General features: G+C 68.5%; 21 protein-coding genes. 9 read left to right on the forward strand and 12 right to left on the reverse strand.

What is annotated here, in order from left to right:
• Positions 1-38: 38 nt before the first annotated feature.
• From IQ251_RS04920 to IQ251_RS04970, 11 genes are all read right to left on the reverse strand, one after another.
• The gene (locus IQ251_RS04920) at positions 39-290 is read right to left on the reverse strand and encodes a hypothetical protein (RefSeq protein WP_193927221.1); all 252 of its coding nucleotides are present in this window, start codon (positions 288-290) and stop codon (positions 39-41) included.
• Positions 291-566: 276 nt separating this feature from the next.
• Complete coding sequence (locus tag IQ251_RS04925) at positions 567-1,361, reverse strand: SDR family oxidoreductase (protein ID WP_193927222.1); 795 nt, start codon at positions 1,359-1,361, stop codon at positions 567-569.
• Between the two features lie 12 nt (positions 1,362-1,373).
• Complete coding sequence (locus IQ251_RS04930; RefSeq protein ID WP_193927223.1) at positions 1,374-2,261, reverse strand: SDR family NAD(P)-dependent oxidoreductase; 888 nt, start codon at positions 2,259-2,261, stop codon at positions 1,374-1,376.
• A complete protein-coding gene (locus IQ251_RS04935) occupies positions 2,258-3,127 on the reverse strand; it encodes an NAD(P)-dependent oxidoreductase (protein ID WP_370591211.1) in 870 nt (289 codons plus the stop codon). The genes IQ251_RS04930 and IQ251_RS04935 overlap by 4 nt, the downstream gene beginning before the upstream one ends.
• Positions 3,124-3,873 carry an SDR family oxidoreductase gene (locus IQ251_RS04940; RefSeq protein ID WP_193927224.1) on the reverse strand — a complete coding sequence of 250 codons (750 nt, stop codon included), beginning with the start codon at positions 3,871-3,873 and terminating at the stop codon, positions 3,124-3,126. The genes IQ251_RS04935 and IQ251_RS04940 overlap by 4 nt, the downstream gene beginning before the upstream one ends.
• 11 nt (positions 3,874-3,884) lie before the next feature.
• Complete coding sequence (locus tag IQ251_RS04945) at positions 3,885-5,351, reverse strand: aldehyde dehydrogenase (RefSeq protein WP_193927225.1); 1,467 nt, start codon at positions 5,349-5,351, stop codon at positions 3,885-3,887.
• Complete coding sequence (locus IQ251_RS04950) at positions 5,348-5,932, reverse strand: nuclear transport factor 2 family protein (protein WP_193927226.1); 585 nt, start codon at positions 5,930-5,932, stop codon at positions 5,348-5,350. Before IQ251_RS04950 ends, IQ251_RS04945 begins: the two co-directional genes overlap by 4 nt.
• Positions 5,933-6,063: 131 nt before the next feature.
• Positions 6,064-6,912 carry an LLM class F420-dependent oxidoreductase gene (locus IQ251_RS04955; RefSeq protein ID WP_193927227.1) on the reverse strand — a complete coding sequence of 283 codons (849 nt, stop codon included), beginning with the start codon at positions 6,910-6,912 and terminating at the stop codon, positions 6,064-6,066.
• Positions 6,913-7,044: 132 nt separating this feature from the next.
• Positions 7,045-7,236: a ferredoxin gene (locus IQ251_RS04960; protein ID WP_193927228.1), complete on the reverse strand. Its 192-nt coding sequence runs from the start codon at positions 7,234-7,236 to the stop codon at positions 7,045-7,047.
• A complete protein-coding gene (gene cyp51, locus IQ251_RS04965) occupies positions 7,233-8,585 on the reverse strand; it encodes a lanosterol 14-alpha demethylase (RefSeq protein ID WP_193927229.1) in 1,353 nt (450 codons plus the stop codon). Before cyp51 ends, IQ251_RS04960 begins: the two co-directional genes overlap by 4 nt.
• Positions 8,586-8,617: 32 nt before the next feature.
• A complete protein-coding gene (locus IQ251_RS04970; protein WP_193927230.1) occupies positions 8,618-9,826 on the reverse strand; it encodes a cytochrome P450 in 1,209 nt (402 codons plus the stop codon).
• Positions 9,827-10,357: 531 nt separating this feature from the next.
• On the opposite strand from IQ251_RS04970, the gene IQ251_RS04975 reads away from it, so the two are divergent.
• On the forward strand, positions 10,358-10,714 hold the full coding sequence (locus IQ251_RS04975) for a carboxymuconolactone decarboxylase family protein (protein WP_193927231.1): 357 nt from the start codon (positions 10,358-10,360) through the stop codon (positions 10,712-10,714).
• A gap of 121 nt (positions 10,715-10,835) precedes the next feature.
• On the opposite strand, the gene IQ251_RS04980 is transcribed toward IQ251_RS04975, so the two are convergent.
• Positions 10,836-12,050 (reverse strand): cytochrome P450, encoded by a 1,215-nt coding sequence (locus IQ251_RS04980; RefSeq protein WP_193927232.1) that lies wholly within the window; start codon positions 12,048-12,050, stop codon positions 10,836-10,838.
• 560 nt (positions 12,051-12,610) lie between these two features.
• Here IQ251_RS04980 and IQ251_RS04985 point away from each other — a divergent pair.
• From IQ251_RS04985 to IQ251_RS05020, 8 genes are all read left to right on the forward strand, one after another.
• On the forward strand, positions 12,611-13,405 hold the full coding sequence (locus tag IQ251_RS04985; protein ID WP_193927233.1) for an MlaE family ABC transporter permease: 795 nt from the start codon (positions 12,611-12,613) through the stop codon (positions 13,403-13,405).
• A gap of 4 nt (positions 13,406-13,409) precedes the next feature.
• A complete protein-coding gene (locus IQ251_RS04990; RefSeq protein WP_193927234.1) occupies positions 13,410-14,270 on the forward strand; it encodes an MlaE family ABC transporter permease in 861 nt (286 codons plus the stop codon).
• A 102-nt stretch (positions 14,271-14,372) separates the two neighbouring features.
• Entirely contained in the window at positions 14,373-15,752 is a 1,380-nt protein-coding gene (locus IQ251_RS04995; RefSeq protein WP_193927235.1) for an MCE family protein, read from the forward strand.
• On the forward strand, positions 15,749-16,783 hold the full coding sequence (locus IQ251_RS05000) for an MCE family protein (RefSeq protein ID WP_193927236.1): 1,035 nt from the start codon (positions 15,749-15,751) through the stop codon (positions 16,781-16,783). The genes IQ251_RS04995 and IQ251_RS05000 overlap by 4 nt, the downstream gene beginning before the upstream one ends.
• Complete coding sequence (locus tag IQ251_RS05005; RefSeq protein ID WP_193927237.1) at positions 16,780-17,793, forward strand: MCE family protein; 1,014 nt, start codon at positions 16,780-16,782, stop codon at positions 17,791-17,793. Before IQ251_RS05000 ends, IQ251_RS05005 begins: the two co-directional genes overlap by 4 nt.
• On the forward strand, positions 17,790-19,022 hold the full coding sequence (locus IQ251_RS05010) for an MCE family protein (RefSeq protein ID WP_193927238.1): 1,233 nt from the start codon (positions 17,790-17,792) through the stop codon (positions 19,020-19,022). The genes IQ251_RS05005 and IQ251_RS05010 overlap by 4 nt, the downstream gene beginning before the upstream one ends.
• The gene (locus tag IQ251_RS05015) at positions 19,019-20,212 is read left to right on the forward strand and encodes an MCE family protein (protein ID WP_228046107.1); all 1,194 of its coding nucleotides are present in this window, start codon (positions 19,019-19,021) and stop codon (positions 20,210-20,212) included. The genes IQ251_RS05010 and IQ251_RS05015 overlap by 4 nt, the downstream gene beginning before the upstream one ends.
• Positions 20,212-21,456, forward strand: a complete 1,245-nt coding sequence (locus IQ251_RS05020) for an MlaD family protein (protein ID WP_193927239.1) — start codon at positions 20,212-20,214, stop codon at positions 21,454-21,456. Before IQ251_RS05015 ends, IQ251_RS05020 begins: the two co-directional genes overlap by 1 nt.
• Positions 21,457-21,464 lie beyond the last annotated feature (8 nt).

The following is a 21,464-nucleotide window of genomic DNA, read 5'->3' on the forward strand; positions in this document are numbered from 1 at the left end:
CGTGTCGCCGAATTCCTCCGACTGCGTTTCCCGCGCGGTCAACGCGCGCCGGGCGTCCCCGTGACGACCGCGTCGAGCGCCTCCACCGTCGCCCCGGAGACCCGCAGCGGGTTGATCTCCCACGATTCCAGGTCGGTGCCGAGCGCGAGGGCGAGATCGCTCACACGGGACCCGACCTCGGCGAAACTCGCCGTCCAGCTGCTGCGGCCGGGCGATGCCGGACGCGCCGTGTTCCGCAGCATGCTGGAGGCCGACCGCATCCCCGGCGTGGCCGAGCACTGGAACGCCATCCGCGAATCGCAGGTGCTCGCCGCGCGCGATCGTGCGGCACGCCATCGAGCGCGCGGCGAGCTCCCCGAAGAGGCCTCGGTCACGCTCATCCTGGACACGCTCTGCGGCCGGCGATGCACCGGGTGCACACGTCCCCGCGCGCGAGCAGGTCGAGGAGTCGGTGCACTGCTACGCCCGCGACCTCGTCGACTTCCGTCCTGGACCGCACCCGCACCGAACGACGCGATCTCCCGCCGCGCGGCGGATCCCCGGTACCGCTCGCGGGTGCCTCGGTACTAGCCCGCGGCGGGATCCTCGTCGCGCAGCGGGGCTTCCGGCTCGACCTCCACCACCGTCAGCTGCGCCCCGCGCTGGGTGCCGATGACTGCGGCCACCGCCGCGGCCACGTCGGAGGCCCGCAGGAAGTACGGGTGTCGCGCCAGGCCCCAGTGCACCCAGTCCTGCAGGACCGCCGTGGCCACGTCCGCCTCCCACGTGGTGCCCATCCCGGTCTTCGTCGGACCGGGCCGCACCATCGACGCCCGGACCCCGGTTCCCTCCAGCTCCATCTGCATGGTGCGGACCATCGCTTCCAGACCGGTCTTGGCCGGGACGTAGCCGCCCATCCGCGGGCGGTGGCTGCGCGCGACGTCCGAGCTCAGGAACACCACGTCCCCGCGCCTGCGGCGGATCATCGGCGGCACGAGCTCGGCGGTGAGCCGCTGCGCGCCGCCGAGGTGGACCCGGACCTGCTGATCGAAGGTATCCGGGTCCTGCTCGTGGATCAGCGCCGCATCGATGTCGCCCGCGCCGGAGACCACGACCTCGATCGGCCCGAGCGCCTCTTCGGCCGCTGCGGCGAATCCCTTCACCGAGTCGCCGTCGGTGACGTCCAGCGGGAGAGCGACCGCTTCCCCGCCGCCGGCGCGGATCGTGGCCGCGGTCTCCTCGCACGCGCTGACCCGGCGCGCACCCAGGGCGACCGGATGTCCGGCCGTGGCCAGCACCTGCGCGGTCGCCAGGCCGATGCCCGACGACGCACCGGCCACCACCGCCGGCCTGCGCTGCGGATGGGGATCGAACCTCGGCATCTCGGGCTCCTCTCAACTCGGGGTGTCGCGGCGGGCCGTCATGTGGTGCGCGACGTCGTCCGGTGTCCAGGGCGGGTGCTGCGCGGCGTCCCGCCACGCCAGGAGTTCGGGCGCCGGGCGCGGGAACCGGCCCAGGAACCCGCCCGCCGCGGCGAAGATCTCCCCGGAGACGCCGGCCGCGAGATCACTGACCAGGTAGCCGTACAGCGGGGCCACGTAGCGCGGTTCGGCGGGGTGCAGCGCCTCCTGCGCGGTCGGCTCGTCGAGCATCCCCCGGCGCTGCAGGTCCCCGATGTGCTGCTCGTACTCGCTGCCGGTCGACAGGCGGGTGCGGGCGCCCGGGCACACCGCGTTGACCCGGATGCCGAATTCGCGCAGTTCCGCGGCCAGTGCTCTGGTCAGCGCGTTGACCCCGCCCTTGCCCGCCGGATATCCGGTTCCGCCGAACGCCCCGGTGCTGGCGTGCGAACCGGTGTTCACGATCGCGCCGCGTCCGCGGCTGACCATGCCGGGCACCACTGCGCGGCAAGGGACGAAGGCGCTGGTCAGGTGGGATTCGAGCAGCTCGTGCCATTGCTCGGTGCTGATGTCCAGGATCGAGGATCCCGCGGGCTCGGCGGTTCCGGCGCAGTTGACCAGCGCGTCCACCGGGCCGAAGTACTGCTCGGCCGCGGCGACCAGTTCTTCGGCGACGGCCGGATCGGCGGCCGAACCCGGCACCGCCCGCACCCGCGCGCCTCCCGCGGCCAGCTCGGCTGCTGCTCGGTGCGCCGCGTCCGCGTCGCGGCCGTTGATGACGACCGCGGCGCCCTCCGCGGCCAAGTGCTCGGCCACGGCCCGGCCGACGCCGCTGCTGGATCCGGTCACCACGGCGACCTGCCCGGTGCGCGGCCCGCTCATCCGGTGCCGCCCCCGTGCGGCGCGAGTCCCAGGGCGCGGGCCAACTCGCCCGCGGCGTGCTCGGCCAGCGGCACGTCCACGCCCAGCTGGCGGGCCAGCTCGGTGGCGAACCCGAGGTCCTTCTCCCCCAGCGTGCGCACGTGCTCGACAATCTCGGCCCACGGGTCGCCATCCGGGATCGGCGCGGCGGTCGGCCGGTGCATGATGGCCCCCGGACCGCCGGTGATCGCGTCGGTGTGCCGCACGATCCGGCCGAGCGCCAGCAAGTCCAGCCCGGCGGCCTCGGCCAGTCGCTGGGCCTCGCCGACCGCGGTGAACGCCACGAAGTGCAGCAGGTTGCGGGCGAGCTTCATCCGGGTCCCTGCCCCGATCGGGCCCGCGTGCACGACTTCGGAACCCATGAGCCCCAGTGGTTTCCGGCACGCGGCGAACGCCTCGTCCAGACCCCCCACCATGATGGCCAGGCTGCCGTCCGCGGCGCCGGGTGCGCCGCCGCTGACCGGGGCATCCACCAGCTGCACCCCGCGGTCGGCGGCCGCGGCGGCGAGTTCGGCGGGCGTATCCGGCGCCACCGTCGAGTGCACCGCCACCACGTGTCCTGCCGACATCGCGGGCAGCAGCCGGTCCAGGACGGCACGGACCTGCGCGTCATCGCGGACCATGATGCAGATCAGCTCGGTTCGACGGGCCAGTTCGTCCAGGTCCCGCGCCACTCGCGCACCGCGTCGGCGCAGCTGTTCGACGGGTTCCGGCGCGAGGTCGTGCACCCAGACCCCGCCGGGCCAGGTCACCAGGTTGGCGGCCATGTCCGCGCCGATGTTGCCCAGTCCGACGAAGCCGACCGCAGCGGGCTCGCCGGTACTCACCGGATCACCTGACCGCCGTCGACGTTGACGATCTGCCCGGTCAGCCAGGCCGCTTCGTCGGAGAGCAGGAACAGGCACGCGCCGACCATGTCCTGCGGTTGTCCCAGGCGCTTGAGCGCCAGCTGGCCGACCAGTTCGTCGGCGGCCGCGCCGACCTGGTTGCGGGTGGCTTCGGTGTCGGTCGGGCCGGGCGCGATCGCGTTGACCCGGATGTTCATCCCGCCGAGCTCGTGCGCGAGCTGCTGCGTCAGTCCGTTGACGCCGACCTTGGCCAGCCCGTAGAAGCCGGAGTAGAGCCAGGCCGCCGTGGAGCTCTGGTTGACGATCGCGCCGCCCCCGCGGCGCTGCATGTGCCGGTGCACCGCCCGGGTCATCACCAGCGCGCCGTCCATGTTCACCGACATGAACCGCCGGTAGTAGTCCCAGTCGACGGTCAACAGCAGGTCGAACTGCATGTCGCCGTAGATGGCGGCGTTGTTGACGAGCAGGTCGATGCCGCCGAACTCCGCGACCGCGCGCTCGGCGGCCTGCTCCGCCGAATCCCGGTCGGCGACGTCGGTGTGCGCGAAAACCGCACGCCCGCCGCCCGATTCGATGTCCGCAGCCGTGCTCTTCCCCGCGTCGTCGTCCCGGTCGGCCACGAGCACGCTCGCGCCCTGGCCGGCCAGGGCGTGCGCGTAGGCCGCACCGATCCCGCGGGCAGCGCCCGTGACGACGGCGACCTTGCCGTCGAACCGCTTGTCCATGTCCGCCTCCGTCACGCCGGTTCGGCGATCAGCTTGGTCTCCAGGTATTCCTCGAAACCGGCCACACCCATCTCGCGGCCGATGCCGGATTGCTTGTACCCGCCGAACGGGGCGTCCGGGTTGAACCAGACGCCACCGTTGATCGCCAACGTCCCGCTGCGGACGCGGGCCGCCACCGACCGCGCCCGCTCGACGGATCCGCTGTCGACCGATCCGGACAGCCCGTACGGCGAGTCGTTGGCGATGCGCACCGCATCGTCGTCCCCGTCGTGCGGGAGGACGACCAGCACCGGTCCGAAGATCTCCTCGCGCGCCACCCGGGAGGCGTTGTCCAGGCCGGCGATCACCGTCGGTTCGATCCAGAACCCCCGGTCCTTGTCCGCGGGCACGCCGCCGCCGGTCGCGAACCTGCCGCCTTCCTCCGCGGCGAGCTGCAGGTAGCCCAGCACGCGGTCGCGCTGCACCGCGGAAATCACCGGACCGCACACGGTTCCGGGATCGAGCGGATCACCGGCGCCGATCTTGGCCATCGTGCTCGCAGCGACCTGCACGGCCTCGTCGTACCGCGCGCGGGGCACGACCAACCGTGTGGTCAGCGCGCATCCCTGCCCGGCGTGCACGCTGACGCCGAACGCGGCCGCACCGACTGCGGAGGGAAGATCGGCGTCGTCGAGCACGAGCGCGGCGGATTTCCCGCCGAGTTCCAGGAACACCTTCTTCAGCGTCGTCGAGGCACCTGCCATGACCGCACGTCCGGTCGCGGTGGAACCGGTGAACGACACGAGGTCGATGCGCGGGTCGGAGATCAGCTGGGACGCGACGTCGTTGTCCCGCGGGGTCACCACGTTGACGACACCGGGCGGAATATCGGTTTCTTCCAGCACGATTCGGCCGAGCTCCGCTGCCACCCACGGGGTATCCGGCGCGGGTTTGAGGACCACCGTGTTCCCCGCCGCCAGCGCCGGCCCGATCTTGGCCAGGTTGATCTGGTTCGGGAAGTTCCACGGGGTGATGGCCGCGACCACACCCACTGCTTCCCGGTGCACCGCGCGGCTGGTCGGGATTCCCATGGGTTCGGCGGTGCCGAGATCGGTCCACCACGCGTACTCAGCGGCCAACTCGGTCGTCCAGGACAGAGCCTCCACCGGAGCGTCGTACTGCGGGCCGCTGGTGAGGAAGGCCGGCGCCCCGGCTTCGGCCGTGGTCAGTTCCCGCATGTCCGCACCGCGCTCGACCAGCGCCCGGTGCAGTTGCCGCAGGCAGTGCACCCGGAACTGGTGAGCGCTGGACCAGTCGGTGTTGTCGAAGGCGCGCCGGGCCGCGCCGATGGCCGCGTCCACGTCGGTGGCGGTCGCGTCCGGGGCGGTACCGATCTCGGCACCGGTTGCCGGATTGGTGATCGGGTAGCTCCGCTCGTCGGAGGCGCGCCGGAGCGCGCCGTCCACGCACTGCAGCGGTTGCGGTAGGTCCAGGCTCATCGGTCGGCCTCCTCCACGACGGGCGGCCAGATGGTCGACGGCAGGTCCGCGACCTGGTAATGCCCGGGCTGTTCCTTGCCGTGCAACGCCATCCGGTCCAGCAGCGGTTGTCCGGCCTTGCCGGATTCGGCCATCGCCAGGAACGTCTTCGCCGCGGCGTTGAGGTCGAACCAGTCGCGTTGCCACGCGAAATGGCCGGTTCCGTCGCCGTTCTCGCCATAGCCGAACCAGCTGCCACCGATACCCGCGATCTCGTATTCCCGGCCGTTCTCGTCGTGGACACCTGCGCGCTGCTTCCAGAACCCGATGATCATCCCGTTCGTCTCGTCCATGACGGTGGCGACGTAGTCGTAGTGCCAGCCATCGAGACCGAACATCTCGGTTCCCAGGGCGTAGTCCCGGATCTCGTCCCTGCCGATGGCCATGAAGTGCTCTTCCGGGGTGTACATCCACCCGTAGCTGGCCTCGGGTGCGTAAAAGTCGGCCAACAGTCGCCAGTCGCGGACTCGTTCGGCGTCCCGGTTGGCATCGAGCCATCGCTGCCAGAACTGTTCCATCGTCGCCCGCGAGAAGCCGGCCATGTGCATCCTCCGTCCTGCTGATCTCGCGCGAACGCGGCCGCCGGAGCCGGTCCTGGAGTCAGCCCGCCATACAAGACTTCCGTCCAGACACTTGTCCATCTTGCCTCGGGCGGCCTGCGCCGCACAAGGGATCACCCGATGCCGAGCCGTTGCGCGTGCCGCCCGATCGCCGCGACGACCTCCGCGGCCGACCTGTCCGGCACACCCCAAATCGCTTCGGAAACCCCGGCCGCCTCCCACGCCGACAGCATCTCCGGATCGGGTTTGGCGGCGGCGAGCACGCGGATATCCGGCTCACCGGAACGGCCCGCCTCCTGCCACGCCTTGCGCAGCCGATCCGCGTTGCCCGCCACGTCCTGCTCCCCCGGGGTGGTCATCCACCCGTCGGCGTGCGCGGCGATCCACGCGAACGTCTTCGGCCCGGCACCGGCGCCGATCAGCAACGGCAGGTGCTGCTGCACGGGTTTCGGGTACGCCCAGGACGGGCCGAACCGGACGAATTCGCCCTCGTAGGAGGCGGTTTCCTGCGTCCACAGCGCGCGCATCGCCTCGACGTATTCACGCAGCGCCGTACGACGCCGCTTCCCGGGAATGCCGTGATCGGCCAATTCATCGGTGTTCCAGCCGAACCCGGCGCCGATCGCCACTCGCCCGCCGGACAGGTGGTCCAGGGTGGCGATGGACTTGGCCAGCGTGATCGGGTCCGACTCCACGGGCAGGGCGACCGCGGTCGCCAATCGGATGCGGGAGGTGACCGCAGCGGCCGTCCCGAGTCCCACCCAGGGATCGAGGGTGCGCAGGTACCGATCATCGGGCAGTTCCGCACCTCCCGTTCCGGGATGCGCGGCTTCCCGCTTGACCGGGATGTGCGTGTGCTCGGGCACGTAGAAGGTATCGAATCCGGACTCCTCGGCGGCTTTCGCCGCCTCCGCCGGGGTGATCCCGCGATCGCTGGCGAACAACGTGATTCCGTGGCGCAACGGATGACCTCTCTCCGGGACGTGTTCGGTGCGGGTGGCTCCCGCGACCGGCGCGGACCCGCGGCGCGCGGACCCTAGCAAGCAGGCCGCTCTCTGATCTGGGCTCGGACCACCCAGCGGGACCGCGCCCGGTCACTCCACCAACCGCAGCGCCTGCGTCGGACAGGACGCCACGGCACGCCGCACATCCGGGTGCTGTTCCGGAGCGGGCTGCTCCGCGAGGACCTCGACCGTGCCGCGCTTGGGCACGTGGAACACCTCCGGTGCCTCCAGCTCGCACATCGCGTGCCCCTGGCACAGGTCGTCGTCGACCTCGATCCTCATCGCTTCCTCCGCCGGTAACGCACGGTGCAGGGGCGGGCCAGCTGCACCACCATCTTGCTGTGGTCGTTGCGGTAGCTATCCTCCGGCTGAGCCAACTCGAACTCGTACTCGCGCAGCAGCACGGCGAAAATCGCCTTGAGCTGGATCATCGCGAAGTTCGCCCCGACGCACCGGTGCCGGCCCGCGCCGAACGGGATCCACGTCCACCGGTTGACCAGGTCCTCCTGCCTCGGTTCGGCGTAGCGCTGCGGTTGGAAGGAGTCCGGAGCCGGGAAATCCTCCGGCAGCCGGTTGGACACCGCAGGGGTAGCCCCCACCAAATCGCCCTGGTGGATTCGGTGTCCGTTCACCTCGAAGTCGTCCTTGGCCACGCGCAGCAGCAGGATCAGCGGCGGGTGCAGCCGGAGCGTCTCCTTGATCGACGACTCCAGGTTCGGGATCTCCCGCAGCGCGCGGAAGCTGACCTCCCCACCGGCTGCCTGACCCGCGTCGAGCTCCTTGACCACGGTGTCCATCATCTCCGGGTGGCGAAGCAGCTCGATCAGCGTCCACGCAGCGGTCCCGGAACTCGTGTGGTGCCCGGCGAACATCATCGAGATGAACATGCCGGTGATCTCATCGGCCGAGAACCGCGGCTCGCCGTCGTCGTCCTTGACCGACATGAGGACGTCGAGCATGTCCCGGTCTTCCTTGGCGGGTTTCGGCCCGGCACGTCGACCCGCCATGATCCCCTGGACCATGTCGACCAACGCGGCCCGCGCCTCGTCCCGACGGCGAAAGCTCTCGATCGGCGCATAGGCATCGACGAACGACAGCGCATCGGTACCGCGTTCCAGTTCGTGGTAGTACTCGGCGAACCGGTGATCGAGCTCCTCGCGGAACTTCTTGCCGATCAGGCACGACGACGAGGTGTAGATGGTGAGCTCGGCGAACCAGTCGAGCAGGTCGATCTCACCTTCCTCGCCCCAGTCGGCAAGCATGCGCTCGACCTCCTCGGCGATGGTCGCGGCGTGGCCCTTCATGTGCTCGCCGCGCAGCGCCTGGTTGTGCAGCATCTCCTTGCGGCGCTCCGGCGAGGCGTCGAAGACCACGCCTTCCCCGAAGATCGGCTTCATGAACGGGTACGCCTCGCCCTGGTCGAGCTCCTCATCGGTGGACCGGAAGAAGAACTCGTTGGCCTCGGCCCCGGACAGCAGGACCACTCGGCGGTCGGCGAGTTGGAAACTCCCCACATCCCCGCACTCCTGGCGGACCCGCTCGAACAACCCGATGGGATCGGTTCGCAACTCCTCCAGATGCCCGTGCTCACCACTGGCACCGGACACCCGTGTCGGCTCCTGCACGCTCATGCTCGCCTCCTCTGGTTCGTCGATCGTCGGTATCAGCGGCGCCGGACACTCATCGGCAGTTCAGCGAAACCGCGGACGTTCGACGAGTGAACCCGGCTGGCGCGCGCCACGTCGAGGTCGAAATCCGCCACCCTGTTGACCAGTTCGGTGAGCGCGATGCGCGCCTCCAGCCGTGCGAGGTGGGCACCGAGGCAGAAGTGCGTCCCCGCGCCGAAGCTGACGATCTGCGAGGAGGTGTCCCGGTCGATGTCGAACCGGTCCGGCTCCGGGAAGGCGTTCTCGTCGCGGTTCGCGGAACCGACCAAGAGCAGCACGCAGTCCCCCGCCGGGACCGTCCGGCCGTAGTATTCGAGATCTTCGGTGGCCGTGCGGGCCAGCATCTGGGTGGAGTTGTCGTAGCGCAGCGTCTCCTCCACCCAGTCCGGCACGCGTTCGACATCGCCCAGCACCTTGGCCAACTCATCCGGATTGCGCCACCCCCAGTACGCGCAATTGCCGAGGAGCTTGGTCGTGGTCTCGTTACCGGCGACCACCATGAGGAACAGGAAGCCGATGATTTCCTCGTCGTCGAGGCGATCGCCGTCGATCTCGGCCTCCAGCAGCGCCGAGGTCAGGTCGTCGGCCGGGTTGCGCCGGCGCTCGGCGAGCATGTCGGCGTAGTACTGCACGAGCTCCAGGGAGGCACTCATGGCTTCCTCGGGGACGTCGTACACTCCTTCGTCCCGATGTACGACGCTGTCCGCCAAGTGGCGCAACGCGTCCCGATCCGCCGATGGCACACCCATCAGCTCGGAGATCACATCCATCGGCAGTTTGCCCGCGAAGGCGGAGATGAAGTCGAACTCGTCGTCGTGCAACGCCGCGTCGAGGTGTTGCCGGGTCAGCTCCGCGATCCGCGGTTCCAAGCGATTGACCCGGCGCGGGGTGAATCCCTTGCCCACCAGGGATCGCATCCGGTTGTGCCGGGGGTTGTCCATGGCCAGGAACGACATGGTGCGATGCGCGTGCGGACCGTACGCCGCCGGGTCGAGCGACACACCGTTCGCGCTGGAGAGCCGTTGGCTGTCCCGGATCGCCGCAGCCACGTCGTCATAGCGCGACAGCGCCCAGAAACCGTGCTCAGCGTTGTGGAACACCGGAGCTTCGGTGCGCAGCCGCGCGTAGGTCGGGTAGGGATCCTCGTGGAACACGTAGTCGTACGGACTGAACGCCAGAGGCGTGGATCCGGTGTTCGTCGTCATGGATCACTCCGTGGGAAGTTCGAGGGCACTCGGCGGCACGGCCCGTGGCCCGCCCGGGAAGCCAGTGCGGCCCACCTGCGAACGGAAGACATGACCTCCCGTTTCCGGACAGCTGTCTAGACAGTACTATAGCGATCGCTTCGGGGACAACAGCGGGCGTACTCGCGAGCGCCTGGAACACGTTCTGGACAGTTCGATCGACCGGCGAATACGGTGAGGATGCCCGGACCCGGCGCTATCTCGGCCGGGCGATCAGGATCCGCGCCGCGTGCCGAACCACTCGGCTGACCACGGGGCGGCCGGCTGGCCGTCCGAGGCGCGGCCCAGAGGAGCCGTCGTGCCCGAGAAGCGGCTCACCGCAGAGCTGTGCCGACACACAGATGCCGGATCCGCGCCGGTGCACCACCTTCCGCGCGTACCCGCGCATGGCGACACCCCGAACCCGTGGCCCGCACCTGATTCCGGAACGCGATCCCCACGAACGCGGTCACCCCACGATTTCCGACATAACGCCGAGCTCAGGAGACCAGGATGAATTCTCGCCGGGAACACGGACTCGACACCATGCGCCAGGTCTACGGATGGGACGTGCAGGACGGACCCGGCGACTTCTTCGCCACCACGGTCGATCACCTCTTCGCCGAGATCTGGTCCCGGCCCGGACTCAGCCTGCGCGACCGCCGCCTGCTGCTCCTCGGCGCGCTCACCGCCCAAGGTCTCGACGACGTCGCCGATATCCAGGTTCGCTCGGCCCTGGGCAACGGGGAGGTCGACGCCGAACAGCTCCGGGAGATCGCGCTGTTTTTGACCCATTACGTCGGTTGGCCGCTCGGCACCAAGTTCAACATGGTCGCCGAGAAGGCCATCAGCGACGACGAACGCGCCTGATCGCGCGCACGACCGCGATACCCGACCGCGGCGTGCCAACCGGGACCGAGACCCCGCCGGCGCACCGCGCGACCACCGCCGCACCGGGGCACACCCGGTGCGGCGGCGTTTCGGCGGGACATCACCGCACGGCGGGTTCCCGCTTCGGCTGGGGGGTGAACGTCACCGGCATCGACTCGTAGCCGGACACGAAGTTCGCCGGTCGCCGTTCCGGCTCCTCGGTCCCGGACAGCGCAAGATCCGGGATCCGCTGCAGCAGTTGCTCGAACATCACCCGCAGTTCGAGCCGTGCCAGGCTGTTCCCCATGCAGAAGTGGGACCCGACACCGAAGGCGAGGTGATCGTTGGGGCTCCGTTCGATGTCGAAGCGGAACGGATCCTCGAACACGTCCTCATCGCGGTTCGCCGAAGGGTACAACAGCAGCAGCTTGTCACCCTCGCGCAGCAGCCGGCCACCGACCTCCACATCGCGGGTCACGGTCCGCGCCATGTTCTTGATCGGACTGACCCAACGCAACATCTCTTCCACCGCGACCGGGATCTTCGCAGGGTCCTGCACGAGTTTCCGGTACTGCTCCGGATGGTTGAACAACTGGTAGGCACCACCCGAGATCACATGGCGCGTGGTCTCGTCCCCACCGATGAGCAGGAGCAACGACTCGTAGATCAACGAATCCCGATCGAGGCTGTCCCCGTCCACCTCGGCGCGCACGAGCACCCCGACCAGGTCATCACGAGGCTCCGCCCTCCGACGTTCGATGACCTCGGAGATGTAGGCGCTATACCCCTCGAACGCCTCGGTGGCGAGTACCAGACGCTCGTCATCGGCGATGCCGACCAGACCGCGCAGCATGTCATCCGACCAGCCCAGGAGGCGGTCCCAGTCCTCGGGGTCGAATCCGAGCGCGTCCGCGATCACGATCAGCGGTAATCGTGCCGCGATGTCCCAGACGAAGTCGCATTCGCCGCGTTCGCAGACGTTGTCCAAGATGGCGTCGGAGATCTCGCGGATCCGGTCCTCTTGGGTAGCCACGCGGCGCGGGGTGAACCCCTGGCTGACGAGCTTGCGCCGCGCCACGTGCTGCGGATCGTCCGTATCGATCATCATCGGCATCGCGTCCGCGTCCGGACGCATGCCCTGGGCGCTGGAGAACGGGTCCGGCCGCTTCGAGATGTACTGCACGTCGCGGTGTTTGCTGATTCCCCACAACCCGCTGTTCTCGTCCCAGTAGACCGGGGCGTGGTGGCGCATCCACGTCAGCTCTTCCTGCGGATCACGCCCCCAGAAGTCACCGCTGACGAGATGGATGTCGGATCGGCTCGGCTGTTCGGTCATGCTGTACGCCCCCTCGTGGGACCGGTGTTCGCACTCGAAGTATGTCGAGGAACCGGTGTTTCGCACCGACGGTGACCGCACTCGGTCGACCGCCCGGAGTTCCGGGCGGTCGCTCGGCTCCGGCCTCCCCGCGCTACCCGATGACTTGATGGACAGCTGTTCAGACAGTAGCCTGCGTCACATAAGCACACAAGGTCGTTGGTGCGAACCGGCTACCGGCACGTCCGAACACCGTCGGATCCGCCGAGGAACGACGCCATCGACCAGCGACGATACCGGCTCCGCCCATCCCCGAGAGATCCCGGAAATCCGATCCCGCCATGGGCGGGCTCGCCCCACCACGCCATCCTGAACTGCAACCGGTTCTACCGCGCGCCCGCTCCTCGATCCGTCCTGCAGCGGTGCGCCGCGAACGGAGGAGCCGTGCGAACAACTCGCCACCACACCGGACCCGCTGTCCGGGCTGCCCTGCCCCCGCACCGACAGCACGAGTGCGATTCTCCCGATCGCACCGGGCTTTCCGTGGTCCATCGTGGACTTCGTCGGACAGCGGTACGGTTATGAGCACCCGAGGTGCACCGGTGAGCTTTCCCGGCCGTGCCGCGTTGCACCACATCGGTCGGATCGCCACCTTAGCCTGGGAGGTGCTGCGCGGCATACCCCGGCGCCCCTTCCAGCACCGCGAATTCTTCCAGCAGTGCTGGTTCTTCTCGGCGGTGACGATCCTGCCCACCGCGCTGGTCGCCATCCCGTTCGGTGCGGTCATCTCGCTGCACCTCGGTTCGCTCACCCAGCAGATCGGGGCCCAGTCGTTCACCGGCGCTGCCGGCGCGTTGGCGATCATCCAGCAGGCAAGCCCGCTCATCACCGCACTGCTGGTCGCCGGAGCGGGAGGGTCGGCCGTGTGCGCCGACATCGGGGCGCGCACCATCCGCGAGGAGATCGACGCGATGGTCGTGCTGGGGGTCTCCCCGATCCACCGCATCGTCGTTCCCCGCGTGCTGGCCGCCGTCGTGGTCGCGGTGCTGCTCAACGGCTTGGTCAGCGTCGTCGGTGTGCTCGGCGGATACTTCTTCAACGTGGTGCTGCAGGGCGGCACCCCGGGGGCGTACCTGGCCAGCTTCAACGCGCTGGCCCAACTGCCGGACCTGTGGGTCAGCGAGCTCAAAGCCGTGCTCTACGGGTTCCTCGCCGGAATCGTGGCCGCGTACCGGGGCATGAACCCCGCACCCGGACCGAAAGGGGTCGGGGACGCGGTCAATCAGGCCGTCGTGGTGACGTTCCTGCTGCTGTTCCTGGTCAACGTCGTGATCACCGGCCTCTACCTGCAGCTCGTCCCGCAGAAGGGGATGTGATCCGATGACGACCGGCACCCCGGAGCGGTCCGCTGAGGCGCAACGCGCGCTGCGCACCGCAGCGATCCCCTTCCTGCAGCTGGAAGGCCTCGGCCGCCAGCTGTTCTTCCACCTGCGCGTGCTCATCTCGGTCCCGCGCACCCTGGTGCAGTACCCGCGGGAGATCCTGCGGCTGCTCACCGAGGTGACGTTCGGTTCCGGGGCGATGGCGATCATCGCCGGAACACTCGGCGTGATGACCGGCATGGCCTTCTTCACCGGCACGGTCGTGGGCCTGCAGAGCTACGCGGCGCTCAACCAGATGGGCACCTCGGCGTTGACCGGGTTCATCGCCGCCTACTTCAATACCCGCGAGGTCGCCCCGCTCGCAGCGGGTCTCGCGCTGTCGGCCACCGTCGGATGCGGTTTCACCGCGCAACTCGGCGCGATGCGCATCTCCGACGAGGTCGACGCGTTGGAAACGATGGGCATCCGCAGCATCCCCTACCTCGTCACGACCCGCGTGGTGGCCGGTTGCGTCGCCGTCGTCCCGCTGTACGTGGTCGGCCTGCTCAGCTCGTACCTGGCCTCCCGTCAAGTCACGGTGCTGTTCTACGGGCAGTCCGCAGGCACCTACGACCACTACTTCCACCTTTTCCTACCCCCGGAGGACGTCCTCTGGTCGTTCTTGAAAGTGCTGGTGTTCAGCTCGGTGGTGATCATGTCGCACTGCTACTACGGCTACACCGCCCGCGGTGGTCCGGCCGGCGTGGGCGTCGCGGTCGGCCGCGCCGTGCGCACGGCCATCGTGTTGCAGGTCGCCATCGACTTCTTCCTGAGCTTGGCGATCTGGGGATCCACGACCACCGTGCGGATCGCGGGGTGATCGGATGCCGATCCACCACCGCGACGCGCGTGGACTTCCCACCGCACCGCGCCGACACATCCGTCACCGGAGAGGCCGGCACAACCACCGAACGGAGCACCGATGAGCGTGTTCAGTCGGACCCAGGTCAGCTTCCAGGTGCTGGGGTTGGTCTTCCTCCTGGTGTGCGCCCTGTTCATCACGGCCAGCATCGCCGCGTACCGCAAGGCGTTCACCGATCAGGAACCTGTGCTGCTGCGCACCGACAACGTCGGCAACCAGCTGCGTGAAGGTGCTGACGTCAAGCTGCGCGGTGTCGTGGTCGGCGAAGTGGACGCGGTTCGCGCTCGGGGCGATGCCGCCGAGCTCAACCTGGCGATGGACCCGGCGAAACTGGACCAGGTCCCGGCTTCGGTCACCGCTCGTCTGCTGCCCAAGACGCTGTTCGGCGAACGTTACGTGTCGCTGGAAGCGCCACCTGGCCCGCCGGACGAGACACTCACCGAAGGGACGGTGATCGGGCAGGACCGCAGCAGTTCGGCGATCGAGATCGAAGAGGCGCTCAATCATCTGATGCCCCTGCTGCAGACCCTGCAGCCACACAAGGTCTCGTCGACACTGACCTCGCTTTCCCAGGCATTGGACGGCCGTGGTGAGCAACTGGGTGACACCGCGGTGAAACTGAACGAGTACCTGTCCGAGATCAACCCGGCGTTGCCCGATGTGGAGGCCAACACCCGGGCACTTTCCGTGGTGGCCGACGCCTACAGCGACGCCGGCCCCGACCTCATCGAGGCCATGTCGGACCTGTCCACCACGAGCAGGACCCTCGTCGACGAACGCACGCAGGTGTCCGCTCTGGTGCACAACCTCGGCGGGGCATCGGCCAACCTCAGCGAATTCCTGGAGATCAACCAGGAGAACATGGTGAACCTGGTCGCCACGTCCCGGCCGACCGTGGAACTGCTCAGGGACTACGCGCCCCAGTATCCCTGCATGATCAAGCAGATGGCCGATCAGATCGAACCCGGGAACCGGACGATGGGCCAGGGACAGGAGAACCCGCACGTGGCCCGGTTGACCATCGAATTCACCCAGAGTCGCGGCAAGTACGAACCCGGCAAGGACACGCCTTCCTACGACGACAAGCGCGGTCCGCGCTGCTACGACAAGGCGTCTCCGGAGAACCTGTTTCCGCAGTACCCGCCCGGCGGTCCCGTCGAGGACGGCACTTCGAAACCTCCTGCAGTGGACAAGGAATGGGGTATGGACACGTTCGCGCCGCAGAACTTCACCGGCGCAGCGACGGCGCCCGCCTCCGCCGGAGACACCACGTCCGGCGCGTCGAACGGGGTACCACTAGTCGCCGGGTCCGACGAAGAGCGCCGGCTGGTGACCGCGCTGTCCGCGCACGCCACCGAACGTCGCCCCGATGACGTGCCCGAATGGGGATCCCTGTTGCTGGCCCCGGTCTTCCGCGGAACGGAGGTGGTCCTGGAGTGAGAAGCTACCTGCCGCAGCTGGTCAAATTCCTGATCTTCGCGGTGGTGACCGTCCTGCTCACCGGGGTGCTGGCCACCACGATCGCCAACCGGACTTTCACCAATGACGCGGAGTTCAGCGCCCGGTTCTCGGATGCGACCGGGCTCAACCCCGGTGACGAGATCCGAATGGCGGGGGTTCGAATCGGGACCGTCGATACGATCGAGGTGGCCGACCGCAAGGTCGCCGAGGTTCGGTTCACCATCGACGGAAACCGTCCGCTGCCGACGACGACGACCGCGGCGGTGAAGTACCGAAACCTGATCGGACAGCGGTACATCGCTTTGGACGTGGGCTCGGGAGATGTGCGCAACTCCCTCCCACCGGGTTCGACGATCCCGCTGGAGCGCACCAGCCCGGCGCTGAACCTCACCGCGCTGTTCAACGGGTTCAAACCCCTGTTCCGCGCGCTGGATCCCGACGAGGTCAACGAGCTCTCGCACCAGATCATCCAGGTCCTGCAGGGCGAAGGTGGGACCGTGGAGAGCCTGCTGGCGCACACCGCATCGCTGACCTCCACCGTCGCCGACAAGGACGAAGTCATCGGGCGCGTCGTCACCAACCTCAACGGAGTGCTGGACACCGCGAACGCGCGCAGCCCGGAACTGGCCGGGCTCATCGACGAGATGCAGCAGCTCGTCACCGGGCTGGCCGAGCAGCGGGAGCCGATCGGCGAAGCCACCGGGTCGTTGGCCGATCTGACCGAGCGCACGTCCGGACTGCTTCGAGAAGCCCGGCCGCCGCTGCAGAAGGACATCCGCGAACTGGACGCGTTGGCGGAGAACTTCAACGCCCGTGAACCGCAACTCGATCGGTTCCTCAGCGGGTTCCCGGAGCGGATCGGGTCGGTGACGCGCACCGCCAGCTACGCGGGATGGTTCAACTACTACTCCTGCCAGATGCGCGGGGACATCTCCATCGACTCGATCGGTGTCGAACTCCCGATCGTGCCGCTCCCGACCTCCGAACTGCCGGAGAGGTGCACCCGATGAGACCACTCCGGGAACGCAACCAGGCCGCGATCGGCGCAATCTTCCTGGTCATATTGCTGGCAGGGACCTACGTGGCGTTCTTCGCCGAGGACCTGTTCAGCGGCAACCGCTACACAGCGGTTTTCCGCGAGTCGGCCGGGATCGCCGCCGACGACGACGTGCGAATCGCCGGGGTCAAGGTCGGCGAGGTCTCCGACGTGTCGTTGCGCGGCGACCGGGTGGATGTTCAGTTCAGCACGGACGGCTCGTGGCTGGGCGAACGCACCGGCGCTTCCATCGAGATCAAAACGCTGCTGGGCGACAAGTACCTGGCGCTGACTCCGGAAGGGCGCGGGGAACAGGATCCGGACGCACCGATCGGGCTGGACCGCACCCGGTCGCCGTTCGACGTCACCGATGCCCTGCACGAGCTCTCCCGCACGGCCGACGACATCGATTCGGACCAGCTTGCGCGGAGTTTCGAGGTCATCTCGGACACCTTCCGCAACACCCCGGAGCACGTGCAGGGCACGATCGACGGCTTGTCCCGGTTATCCGAGACGATCTCCTCGCGGGACGAGGAGTTCGCGGCGCTGCTGGCCAACACCCGGCAGTTCAGCGGCATCGCAGCCGAGCGCAGCGAGCAGGTGCAAAAGCTGTTCGCCGACGGCAACCAGCTGCTGGCCGAACTGCAGATCCGCGACGAAGCCATCCACCGGCTGCTGCGCGGGACCGAGGATCTGGGCAACCAGTTGCGCGGTGTCGTCGGCGACAACCAGGAGCAGCTGCGTCCCGCGTTGCAGGAGTTGGACCAGGTGTCCTCGCTGCTGCAGCGCCAGCAGGACAACATCTCGCAGGGCATTCGCGAGATGGCGCCGTTCATCCGCGTGTTCAACAACACGATCGGCAACGGTCGGTGGTTCGACGGCTACCTGTGCGGAATCATCCCGCCGCCGCTGCTGAACGAGCTGCTCACCGTCAACCCCGAGGGATGCGTACCGCCGAACCCGGACACCGGAGGTGGATCATGATCCGGCGGAACAGGCGCAGGCTGCTGCTGGCCGTCGCCCTGCTGACCACCGCCGCGGTGGTGGTCTCCGGTGCGGTCTGGTGGACCGCGAGTGCGTCCCGGGCCACCTATACCGCGGTGTTCCCGAAGGCGATCGGCGTGCACCCGGGTTCGAAGGTGCGGGTGCTCGGCGTCGAGGTGGGCACGGTGGACGACGTCCAGCCCGCGGGCGAAGTGGTGCGCACCGAGCTTTCCCTGGATTCCGGTGTCCGTATCCCGGCGGACGCGAGCGCGGTCGTGGTGGCACCGAGCCTGGTCAGCGACCGCTACGTGCAGCTGACCCCCGCGTACACCGGCGGACCTGAACTGCCCACCGGCAGTGAGTTCCCGCTGGAGAGGACCTCGACGCCGGTGGAGATCGACGATCTGTACCGCAGCGCCGACGACCTGGCCACGGCGCTGGGACCGAACGGCGCCAACGAACGCGGCGCGGTCTCCGACGTGCTGGACACCGGTGCGGCCAATCTTCGGGGCAACGGCAAACCGCTCAACGAGACGATCCGCGACCTCGGCGAGGCAGCGGAAACAATGCAGAACTCGCAGGGCGACCTGTTCGGCACCGTCCGCAACCTCGACGAGTTCACCGCGGCACTGGCGCGCAGCGACGACCAGATCCACGAGTTCCACGGCCGGTTCGCCGATGTCGCCGGCAGCCTGGCCGACGACAAGGAACAGCTCGGGACGGCGCTGGAGACGATGTCCGGTTCGCTGGACGAGGTCAACCGCTTCGTCGGCGAGAACCGGGGGCTTCTGGAATCGAACGTGAACAAGCTCAGCGAAACCACCAAGGGCCTGGTCGATCAGCGCGCCGCGATCGCGGAGATCATCGACGTGGCCCCGTTGGCGGCGTCGAACTACATCAACTCCTACGATGCGGCGTCCGGAACGGTGGCGGTGCGGCTGAACCTCAACGAGTTCACCTATCCCCCGGTCACGATGGTGTGCCTGCTGATCGAACGAGCCACGCCGAAGGAGATCCCCCCGGCGCTGACCGACATCTGCAAAGACCTGGGCCCGGCGATCGACGATGGCCTCGGCGTGCCCCCGCCGCACGACATCATCAAGTCGAACGCGCAGCCCGCTCAGCCCGACGAGTCCGACCCGTCCGACGAGTCCGGTATGCCGCTACCACTGCTGGATGCCGTGGAGCAGCAGCGCCGCGACGAGGAGCTCGGGGATGGTCCGCGATGAGAGCGCGCAGACGGGTTCCTGTCCTGGCGCTGGTCGCCGGCGTGACGCTGAGCGGGTGCGGTTCGGGCGGTCTCTACGATGTTCCGCTCCCGGGCGGGGCGGACCTGGGCGAGCAGCCAGACCGGGTGATCGTGCACTTCACCGATGTGCTCGACCTGGTGCCGCAGTCCAGCGTCAAGGTCAACGACGTCGCCGCCGGCCGGGTGGACAACATCGGCCTGGCCCGGGACGGGCGCACGGCTGTGGTCACCTTGCTGGTCGCCGATCAGGTCCGGCTGCCGGAAAACGCCGAGGCGCGGCTACGCCAATCCAGCCTGCTCGGTGAGAAGTTCGTGGAGCTGGCGGAACCCGTTGCGGAACCACCTCGCGGCGAGCTTGCGGACAACGCGGTGATCGGCGTGGAGAGCACCAACCGCAACACCCAGATCGAGGAAGTGCTGGGGGCGTTGTCGGCGCTGCTCAACGGCGGCAACGTCGATCAGCTGAACACGATCGTCACCGAACTCAACTCGGCGATGTCCGGCAACGAAGCGGAACTGCGCTCCCTGCTGGCCCATGTGGAGCACCTCACTGCCCGGTTGGACGGCCAGCGCGGCGACATCACCCGTGCCATCGACTCCCTCGACCGGCTTTCCGGCGAGTTCAACGCGCAACGCGACAAGCTCGACGAGGGCCTGCGCGATCTGCAACCGGGACTTCAGGTGGTCAACGAGCAGCGCGACCAGCTCGTGGCGATGCTCGCCCAGCTCGACCGACTCTCCGGGTTGGCGGTGGACACCGTCGACCGCAGCAAGGAGGACATGCTCGCCAATCTGCGGGCGCTCGGACCCACCCTGCAGAAGCTGCAGGAGACCGGGGAGAACCTGCCGCGCGCGATGGAGTTCTTCGTCACCTACCCGTTCCCGCCGGCGGCGGTGAACACGCTGCGCGGCGACTACTTCAACGCCGATCTCACGATCGACCTCGATCTGAGCACGATCGTGGAAAACATGCTCACCAACCAACCGCCTCCGGGAACCCCGCCACCCGACGACGGAGCGGGCGAGGAGTCCGAACCGAACGCGGAATCTCCGGGTGAGCCGGATCTCCCGCTGCCACTGCACGGCAATCCCGGTGACCCTGCACCACCGCGCCCCGAACCGCCGGAGCGGGACGCCGGTGGGCTGCTGGACCCGTTCGGAGGTTCCTGATGATCACCCGCTGGATGCGACTGCAGCTCGTCCTCTTCGTGGTCATCGCCGCCACAGGGGTGGTCTACGTGGGCGGCAACTACGCCGGGCTGGACCGGTTGTTCGGGGGAAACGGCTATTCGATCGTGGTGCCGTTACCGGAATCCGGCGGGATCTTCCCCAACGCCGAGGTCACCTACCGCGGCGTGGCGGTGGGTCGTGTCCAGGACATCCAACTCACTGAGACGGGGGTCCGAGCTCAGGTGCGCATCGAGGACAGCGCGCCGCCGATCCCGGCGGCCACCGATGTGGTCGTGGCCAACCGGTCGGCCATCGGCGAGCAGTTCCTGGATCTTGAGCCGCGCGATGGTGGGCCGCCGTACCTGGCCGATGGCGCCGAATTGCGCCACCACCAGCCACGACTGCCGCCGCCGCCGGAGCAGCTGCTGACCAGTCTCGACGGCCTGGCCTCCAGTATCCCGCAGGATTCGCTGCGTACCGTGCTGGATGAGGGGGACGCCGCCTTCCGGGGCGTCGGGCCGCACCTGCAGACGATGCTGGACAGCGCGCATTCGCTGACCCAGGAGGCCACCGACAACCTGCCGCAGACGAAATCGCTGCTCGCGCAGGGTCGTACCGTGCTGGAGACGCAGCAGCAGGATGCCGATCAGATCCGCCGATTCAGCAGCTCGGTCAACGAGGTCGCCGGTGAGCTCTCCGACTCCGACCCGGCGGTGCGCGGCCTGCTGGCCCAGGCACCCGAAACCGCCGAGCACGTGGACCAGCTGCTGCACAACTCCGGGTCGGAGCTGGGCGTGCTCACCGCGAACCTGCTGACCACAACGCAGATCACGTCGAGCCGCACCGACGCGATCGAGCAGATGCTCGTGGAACTGCCGGTGATGACCGCGTTCACACCGGGCATGACCGATGACGAAGACACCGGGCACCAGGCTTTCGTGTTCAACTACGGTGATCCGGTTTCCTGCACCGAGGGGTACGAAGGTACCCCGCGTCGGCCGGCGAACGACCTCACCCCGGCGCCGACGAACTTCGACGCGCACTGCGCGGAACCGCCGGACAGCGAAACCGGGGTCCGCGGTTCGCAGAACGCGCCGCGCGGCCCGGAACCAGAGGCCGTGCCGGAACCACCGCCTCCGCAGTTGCAGGGCCTGCGTGAGGCCCGGCTGCCGGGGCCGATCAGCGGAGTCGATCCCGGCCGGGATCCGCGGAACATGGCAGAGCTGCTCGGACTCGGCGAGTAAGCGCACGA

This window comes from Saccharopolyspora montiporae (assembly GCF_015209505.1).
Classification (GTDB): Bacteria; Actinomycetota; Actinomycetes; order Mycobacteriales; family Pseudonocardiaceae; genus Saccharopolyspora; species Saccharopolyspora montiporae.

Excerpts from the sequence above, each read along its gene's own strand:
- IQ251_RS04920 (WP_193927221.1), bottom strand. The coding sequence starts at position 290 with ATGGCGTTCCAGTGCTCGGCCACGCCGGGGATGCGGTCGGCCTCCAGC.
- IQ251_RS04925 (WP_193927222.1), bottom strand. The coding sequence starts at position 1,361 with ATGCCGAGGTTCGATCCCCATCCGCAGCGCAGGCCGGCGGTGGTGGCC.
- IQ251_RS04930 (WP_193927223.1), bottom strand. The coding sequence starts at position 2,261 with ATGAGCGGGCCGCGCACCGGGCAGGTCGCCGTGGTGACCGGATCCAGC.
- IQ251_RS04940 (WP_193927224.1), bottom strand. The coding sequence starts at position 3,873 with ATGGACAAGCGGTTCGACGGCAAGGTCGCCGTCGTCACGGGCGCTGCC.
- IQ251_RS04945 (WP_193927225.1), bottom strand. The coding sequence starts at position 5,351 with ATGAGCCTGGACCTACCGCAACCGCTGCAGTGCGTGGACGGCGCGCTC.
- IQ251_RS04950 (WP_193927226.1), bottom strand. The coding sequence starts at position 5,932 with ATGGCCGGCTTCTCGCGGGCGACGATGGAACAGTTCTGGCAGCGATGG.
- IQ251_RS04960 (WP_193927228.1), bottom strand. The coding sequence starts at position 7,236 with ATGAGGATCGAGGTCGACGACGACCTGTGCCAGGGGCACGCGATGTGC.
- cyp51 (WP_193927229.1), bottom strand. The coding sequence starts at position 8,585 with ATGAGCGTGCAGGAGCCGACACGGGTGTCCGGTGCCAGTGGTGAGCAC.
- IQ251_RS04970 (WP_193927230.1), bottom strand. The coding sequence starts at position 9,826 with ATGACGACGAACACCGGATCCACGCCTCTGGCGTTCAGTCCGTACGAC.
- IQ251_RS04975 (WP_193927231.1), top strand. The coding sequence starts at position 10,358 with ATGAATTCTCGCCGGGAACACGGACTCGACACCATGCGCCAGGTCTAC.
- IQ251_RS04980 (WP_193927232.1), bottom strand. The coding sequence starts at position 12,050 with ATGACCGAACAGCCGAGCCGATCCGACATCCATCTCGTCAGCGGTGAC.
- IQ251_RS04985 (WP_193927233.1), top strand. The coding sequence starts at position 12,611 with ATGAGCACCCGAGGTGCACCGGTGAGCTTTCCCGGCCGTGCCGCGTTG.
- IQ251_RS04990 (WP_193927234.1), top strand. The coding sequence starts at position 13,410 with ATGACGACCGGCACCCCGGAGCGGTCCGCTGAGGCGCAACGCGCGCTG.
- IQ251_RS04995 (WP_193927235.1), top strand. The coding sequence starts at position 14,373 with ATGAGCGTGTTCAGTCGGACCCAGGTCAGCTTCCAGGTGCTGGGGTTG.
- IQ251_RS05005 (WP_193927237.1), top strand. The coding sequence starts at position 16,780 with ATGAGACCACTCCGGGAACGCAACCAGGCCGCGATCGGCGCAATCTTC.
- IQ251_RS05010 (WP_193927238.1), top strand. The coding sequence starts at position 17,790 with ATGATCCGGCGGAACAGGCGCAGGCTGCTGCTGGCCGTCGCCCTGCTG.
- IQ251_RS05015 (WP_228046107.1), top strand. The coding sequence starts at position 19,019 with ATGAGAGCGCGCAGACGGGTTCCTGTCCTGGCGCTGGTCGCCGGCGTG.
- IQ251_RS05020 (WP_193927239.1), top strand. The coding sequence starts at position 20,212 with ATGATCACCCGCTGGATGCGACTGCAGCTCGTCCTCTTCGTGGTCATC.